The sequence below is a fragment of the Granulicatella sp. 20925_1_45 genome (genome assembly GCF_041433555.1).
Classification (GTDB): domain Bacteria; phylum Bacillota; class Bacilli; order Lactobacillales; family Aerococcaceae; genus Granulicatella.
On record NZ_JAPWBR010000015.1, the window covers coordinates 38246 to 44914 of the forward strand.

5 protein-coding genes and 1 pseudogene are annotated in these 6669 nt (G+C 40.3%); 1 reads left to right on the plus strand and 5 read right to left on the minus strand.

Annotation, left to right across the window (positions count from 1 at the left end; translation table 11 throughout):
* Positions 1-46: 46 nt before the first annotated feature.
* The gene (gene glf, locus O3798_RS06110) at positions 47-1156 is read right to left on the minus strand and encodes a UDP-galactopyranose mutase (protein ID WP_070438626.1); all 1110 of its coding nucleotides are present in this window, start codon (positions 1154-1156) and stop codon (positions 47-49) included.
* Positions 1157-1807: 651 nt separating this feature from the next.
* Here glf and O3798_RS06115 point away from each other — a divergent pair.
* A pseudogene (locus O3798_RS06115) lies at positions 1808-1942 on the plus strand (IS3 family transposase); the annotation flags it as partial.
* Positions 1943-2250: 308 nt separating this feature from the next.
* Here O3798_RS06115 and O3798_RS06120 read toward each other — a convergent pair.
* The 4 genes from O3798_RS06120 to O3798_RS06135 all read right to left on the minus strand — a co-directional run.
* Positions 2251-2766: an HdeD family acid-resistance protein gene (locus O3798_RS06120; RefSeq protein WP_371463940.1), complete on the minus strand. Its 516-nt coding sequence runs from the start codon at positions 2764-2766 to the stop codon at positions 2251-2253.
* Between the two features lie 197 nt (positions 2767-2963).
* Positions 2964-3980 carry a glycosyltransferase family 2 protein gene (locus O3798_RS06125; RefSeq protein ID WP_371463941.1) on the minus strand — a complete coding sequence of 339 codons (1017 nt, stop codon included), beginning with the start codon at positions 3978-3980 and terminating at the stop codon, positions 2964-2966.
* Positions 3981-4122: 142 nt separating this feature from the next.
* Positions 4123-5571 carry an APC family permease gene (locus O3798_RS06130; RefSeq protein WP_371463942.1) on the minus strand — a complete coding sequence of 483 codons (1449 nt, stop codon included), beginning with the start codon at positions 5569-5571 and terminating at the stop codon, positions 4123-4125.
* Between the two features lie 28 nt (positions 5572-5599).
* Positions 5600-6669, minus strand: a 1070-nt coding sequence (locus O3798_RS06135) for a C69 family dipeptidase (protein ID WP_371463943.1), incomplete at its 5' end; no start/stop codon positions are given.

Consider the following 6669-nt stretch of genomic DNA (forward strand, 5'->3'; position numbering starts at 1 on the left):
TAAATAACACCCTATTTGAATCTAACCAAATAGGGCGTTTTTGCATTTATTCAAATTCATGTTTCACGGTTTCTAGTGCAGCAGCGATAACTTGATGCATATCGTAATAACGATACTGCCCAAGGCGTCCCCCGAAGATCACTTGCGGAACCGTCTGCGCTAATTTCTTATACTGCGCGTACAAGTCGTTGTTGACTTTATTATTCACTGGATAATAAGGCTCGTCTCCCACTTTCCAATCGGCAGGATACTCACGCGTAATCACCGTTTTGGGCTGCGTGCCAAACTCGAAATGCTTATGCTCGATGATACGAGTGTATGGCGTTTCGCGGTCTGTATAGTTTACTACCGCATTTCCTTGATAGTTCTCCACGTCCACGACTTCTGTTTCAAAACGGAGCGAACGGTATTCTAATGTGCCTAGTTCATAATCGAAGAACTCATCAATCATTCCCGTGAAGACGATTTTGGCACCACTATTCAAGTACTCATCTTTTTTCGCAAAGAAATCAACATTCAACTCGACTTCGATATTCTCATGGTCCAGCATGGCTTCAATCATCTTCGTATAGCCACCAATCGGAATCCCTTGGTACGTATCGTTAAAATAGTTGTTATCGTAAGTGTAACGAACCGGCAAGCGGCGAATGATAAATGCTGGTAATTCTGTAGCCGAACGTCCCCATTGTTTCTCCGTATAGCCCTTGATGAGCTTGTAGTAAATATCTTCCCCAACAAGAGAAATCGCCTGCTCTTCTAAGTTTTCAGGCTCTTTGTCCCCGAGTACCGCACGCTGTTCAGCAATTTTCGCTTCGGCTTCTTGTGGCGTCACCACACCCCATAATTTATTGAAAGTATTCATGTTAAAGGGCAAGTTGTAGATTTCTCCGTTGAAGTTGGCAACTGGAGTATTGGTATAGCGATTAAATGTCGCAAACTGATGCACGTAATCCCAAATCTTCTTGTCGCTCGTGTGGAAAATATGCGCACCGTATTCGTGCACTTGAATGCCTTCCACTTCTTTTGTATAAATATTCCCCGCAATATGATTTCTCTTCTCAATCACTTTTACTTTATAACCGCGTGTCGCTGCTTCATGCGCAAAGGTCGCACCGAATAATCCAGCACCCACAACGATGTAATCAAATGGTTTCATGTGGTTTCCCCATTTCTTATTTTATCTTATTCATTATACCATGGACCCTCAAGGCGAACCAAATCGATGAAGCACACTTTGCGAAATTATCATATATGATAATTTCTCCCATAATAAATATCCAGTGGCTTAGTGGGTGGCTTTTCAATTTCGGGCATAGCTCTGATCTCAGAGCGACGCCTCAAGGCGCTCGTGTGGCCTGCGACGAGCACCTATTTATATTTTCCTGTAAACGGATCTTCCAATTCTAATTGTTCCGCTATTTTAATTAGAAAAAAGAAAGTTTTCACTCCTTTTCACACTTTATAAATTTCGCTTTGCTTTTCTTGATTTTACAATCATATAGGCGCCAATAATGACGAGTACGCAGAAAACGACACTTCCCAAAGTGATATTCATAAAAGCAATTTTTTGAGGAATATCGGCACTTCCATACTCTTTCATCATCATGGTTTGCAAGAAAAAGATAGAAAAGAGAGAGGAAGCAAAACTGATATTTTTACTAGATTTGAGCTCTGGAGAATGAAATTTCCGGATACGAATGATATTAGATATCGCTGTAATGATATTGATGAATGTCGCAAGAGCAATGATGTAGAGCAAGAAAGGATAGCGCGCGTGAATTTGGTCATCATGATGACTGACATAGATGAGAAAACATTTAAGGCACTTAACCAATTGGAACAAGCTATTGTTGACTACATTGATTACTACAACAACAAACGAATTAAGGTAAAACTAAAAGGACTTAGTCCTGTGCAATACAGAACTAAATCCTTCACTTAAATTATTTGTTTAACTTTTGTGGTCAGAACAAACAGTGCTTTTTTTGTTGAAATCGCAAAGAATCTAAGCTTTCTTTTTGCAGATAACATTCGCTCTTTTATTTTCGGTATGATTGAGTCGATGCCCCGTTCTCGACCGGTTATTATTGCAACTTATCGAATGCTAGAGCACTATGCCATCACTTTTTGGAAGAATACTTGGAGCAATTCTACGCAGAATGGAATGCGAAAAAGTAATAATTAAAGAGACGAAAAAGCTGAGAATATGATTTCCCAGCTTTTTTGAATGCGATAGAAATAGCAACTAGACTATTTACGAAAGACCTCAATAATGTAGGTGAAGCCAGTAACTAAAAATGAAAAGGCAATGACATAAACGACAAAGACACCTGTAGCCACTGGATTGAACAGAATCACTAGACCTAGTAAAAATGCAAGCAAGGCTACCCACGTGATATTGCTACCAATAATAGGGAAAATCAATCCTAGACGATTGCCTTTAAAGAAAGCAATAATGGCTTCTACAATTAACCAAATTCCTACAATGGTCGGAATGACGACCGGCAGGGTCACAAAGCCATAAGCCACGAGGTAAAGAGATAAGAGAAGATTAACAAACCCTTGGAAAAGATAAACAGGTGAGCGAAGCTCTTTTGGTGCAGAGAAATAGCCTAAAATAGCTGCTATAGAAGAAACCAGTAAACCAAATGCAATCCACCAGCTGTAAGCAACAAGATTAGCTACTGGGTTTGTAAATAGCAAAAGTCCTAAAAAGACAAAAACAACTCCTGTAAGGAATAGCAGTAAACGATTAGAAAATTTCATTTCAATACCCCCTATATAGTATAGTATATCTTGATAATAAAACTAATTTACCTATTTTTATAGAAAATGTCAATAAAATAAATAGAGAATTTGGAACTTTCAGTCTGATTTGCAATAAATATCCACCGGCTTATGTAAGTTAGACAGAAAATCTAACTTTTAGGGTGCACTTCATGCCTGGCAGTTCGAAACTCTATTTAGTTAAACCCAATGAATCGTTGTGTGATTGTGTAAAGTCCGTTTGACAGTACTTGTACAGGTTTATTGCTCGCCATCGTGATTTTACTTAACGCATTTTTACTAATCAGATGGAAGACTTCTGGATTGGCTTCTTTTAAATCCGCAAGCAAGGCTTTTTTCTTCTCTTGATGCTCTGGTAGTCCGCCCTTATTGAGCAGCGCACAAGAAATCACCGTTGTAATCTCTAAATGGTTTAATAAGTAGTTCTTCAAGACGGTTGGGAATTGCCAATCACTATGGTAATTCGCCATCAATAATTCATTCACGCGAATTTGTTGGTCGATACGGCTAATCATGACTTTCTCGTTCACGGATTGATCTTCACGACCGATAAAGTAACGGTAGAAGTCCACGTTCATATAGTATAAAGACTTGCTATATTGAAGCGGTACGAAGACAAACAAATTATCCACGTAGAAAGTATGCTCTGGCAACTGAAGGCCTGATTTACGAAGTAAGTTCATATTGTAAATGAGTGAGTGCATCATCATGTATTTTCCACGACGAAGCGACTTGGCATCATCCCAAGTGAACACTTGATTTTCAGGAAATGCGGAAGTATAGCGCATGATTTTTTTCGTTTTCGCGCCTTCTTTTTCATAGACGAAGTTCGTAATGAACACATCTACTTCTTCACCTGTTTCCTCGAAGCGTTGTAATTGTTCTAGGATTTTTAAGTATGCACGCACATCCACCCAGTCATCACTATCGACGACTTTGAAGTACTTGCCTGTTGCGTTGGCCATCCCCGTATTCACGGCTCCACCATGCCCTTTATTTTCTTGATGGATGGCACGGATAATCGTTGGATAAGCTGCGGCATATTGGTCAGCAATGCGAGCAGTGTTGTCTTTAGAACCATCATTAATAATTAAAATTTCAACCTCTTTACCACCGGCAAGGAGCGTTTGAAGACAATAATGCATATATTCTTGAGAGTTATAGCATGGGACTGCAATGGTTAATAATTTCATGGGGGTTACCTCTCATTTCTAGTAAACTTATCTTATTTACTATACCATTTTTTCGGTCATTTTGTCAGTTTGACTCCCTTAATCCTCTTATGAAAAAAGCCCTCTTCGCACGGAAGAAGGCTTCGACAATACTATTATTTATTTATGCTTGTTGTTTTTGTTCTCTTCGTGCAATCCATGGAAGGACGAGTCCGAGTCCAAGAAGCGCAAATGGCATAATGATATTTGAAATTAAGACAAACCACCATTCAGATGGGTTTTGCGCATAATCCATTTGTGGTACCATTCCGAGAATACATGCAAAGGCAGTGAAGGCAAATCCCCATAGTCCCATTAAGAACCCAAGTGTCTTATTGCTAATGTATTTATATTCGGCCCCTTTAAATCTGTCCCAATGACGGTATAAAAACATAAAGGCGACAAATACCCACAAGAAGCACATCGGAGAAACAATGGCATTCAAGTTTGTCATCCAAACCACAACCGTATCGATTTCCTTAAGTCCTAGAGCTGGCATGACAATTAGAGCCCCTGTCAAAATCCCTGTAAGCAAGTATCCATTTCTCAACGTACCGTTCTTTGTGCGTGCACGAAGCCAGCGAGGAACATATTCTTCATCGGCACTACCAAGGAAGATTTGAAGTGGTGCATCAATCGATAATGCCAACGTCGCGGTTTGCCCGATAAATTGCGTTAATGCGTAAATCGTAACGAGCACATTCCCAATATTCCAGTGTTTTCCAAGTACGGCAAATGCTTGATAAGCACCATTTCGCATCAAGTCTTGCGGGATATTGTTGCTATCAAAAATCATCCCCATCGCAAAAGATCCAAAGACCGCACAGATTCCAACCATCACAGCCATCGCAATCATCCCTTTTGGAAATTCTTTGGCTGGATTCTTGAGTTTATGCACATAAGGTGACATACACTCTGCTCCTCCGACCGAGAAAACAAGAAGCGCAATCGTTGTGAAGTATGAAAAATCAAACTTAGGAATATACGTTTCGATCTTATCCATATTCGCTGTTGCTAGTTGTAAATCAGGTTTAATGAGTGGAACCCCGACTGCTAATAGGATAAACAGAATTGACATCACAAACATCGCGGTTCCCGCAATCGTTCCTAAGAATTTCAACGCGCGAATTCCCTTTGTTGAAATATAAAGGACGGCTAAGAAAAAGGCTAAACAGACTGTTACCAGTAGTGGAATTGGCAGTTCATCGATAATTCCTGAGTGCCCTTGGAATACCCATCCGAGTGCAATAAGAATCGTCTGTGGTTTTTGCGCTAAATAAGGAATCTGAACCACCCAAAATGTCCATGCGGCAAAATACGCTAGTTTCTTGGTAGACGTATGTTTAATCCAATCACTGACTCCCCCTTCACTATCTTCAAACGTCGAACCGAGTTGTCCAATCATTAATGAATATGGGATAAAGTAAATTACTAAAATAATGAGCCACGATGTAATAACGACAATCCCTTGTTGGGCGAAATTGTTCACAACATTCCCAAGTCCCCACACAAAGTTAAATGCAATCAGGGATATCATCAGCCAACTCAGTTGCTTTTCATTTTTTTCTTCCATTTTTTAACCTCCTAAACCGAATCGCTGATTAGTCGCTTACTGAATAATGATTGACCATTAAATTACTAGCACGAAGCAATACCTTATCGAGCAATGCAGCTGTCTTTTCTTCGATGAAGTCACTCATTTGTTGATTTTCCGCTTCGAAGTCGATTGCTTCCCCTTTTTCAAGTTTGGCATCGACTTGTGCAATCATGGCTTCTCCACGAGATAAAGTATTCTTTTGATAACTTTCAATATCAGCAAGATGTTCCAAATAGTGCGCATCTGCAAGCCCTGCAATTAAGCGACTTGACCAGTAGAAGGAATCCGTTGAAACCTTCGCTGTTGTATTGGCAAAATACGCAGGCGTTGTGTCCACTTGTGTAAAGAATGGTACAGCCGTTGTAAATGGCATTGACCCATACGATACCCACTGAATTCCTGTTGTATCATGCGGACGATTTGGACGAATTTGTAGGATAGCCGTTTGACTCGTACGATTAATCCCAACTGTACGGAAACGACGATTGCTCTTACCATCGCCTTGATTTCCATAAGGGTCATACGGTGTGAATTGGAAATGCGTGCTCATCGATTCTTTCACATCTTCGACTGTAATCTTGCGGTACGGAACGCGTGCCCATGGAATTTCAAAGCTCGTTGGAGATTGTTCCACTTCTGGATTAAACATGCGTTGAATATCCCAAGCACGAGGCGTGTTATATAAGCGGTCTTTGTCGCGTTGGGAACCGAATGCATAACGTGGATTGAACGATTCACCGTCAAAGTTTAAATTCAAGTGGTAACGAATCATAAAGTCTTTCAAATCAGGGTCGCACATGTAGTTTTCTTTATCGTCAAAATCAAAGAAGTCACTGCCGAGTTGATTTGGATTTACGACATACGCATCATCAGGTACACGGCGAGCCATCCAGTGATGTCCACCAATCGATTCTAACCACCAAATTTCATTCACATCAGAAATCGCAATCCCATTTGACTCATAAGTTCCGGCCGTTTCAAGGAAGTGTCCAAGACGCTCTACCCCTTCGCGTGCCGTTTTAATATAAGGCAACACTAATGTAAAGATGTCTTCTTCTCCAATCCCTGTTTCCA

Bases quoted from the DNA above. Each gene is read 5' to 3' on its own strand.
- glf (WP_070438626.1), bottom strand. From the start codon at position 1,156: ATGAAACCATTTGATTACATCGTTGTGGGTGCTGGATTATTCGGTGCG.
- O3798_RS06120 (WP_371463940.1), bottom strand. From the start codon at position 2,766: ATGAAATTTTCTAATCGTTTACTGCTATTCCTTACAGGAGTTGTTTTT.
- O3798_RS06125 (WP_371463941.1), bottom strand. From the start codon at position 3,980: ATGAAATTATTAACCATTGCAGTCCCATGCTATAACTCTCAAGAATAT.
- O3798_RS06130 (WP_371463942.1), bottom strand. From the start codon at position 5,571: ATGGAAGAAAAAAATGAAAAGCAACTGAGTTGGCTGATGATATCCCTG.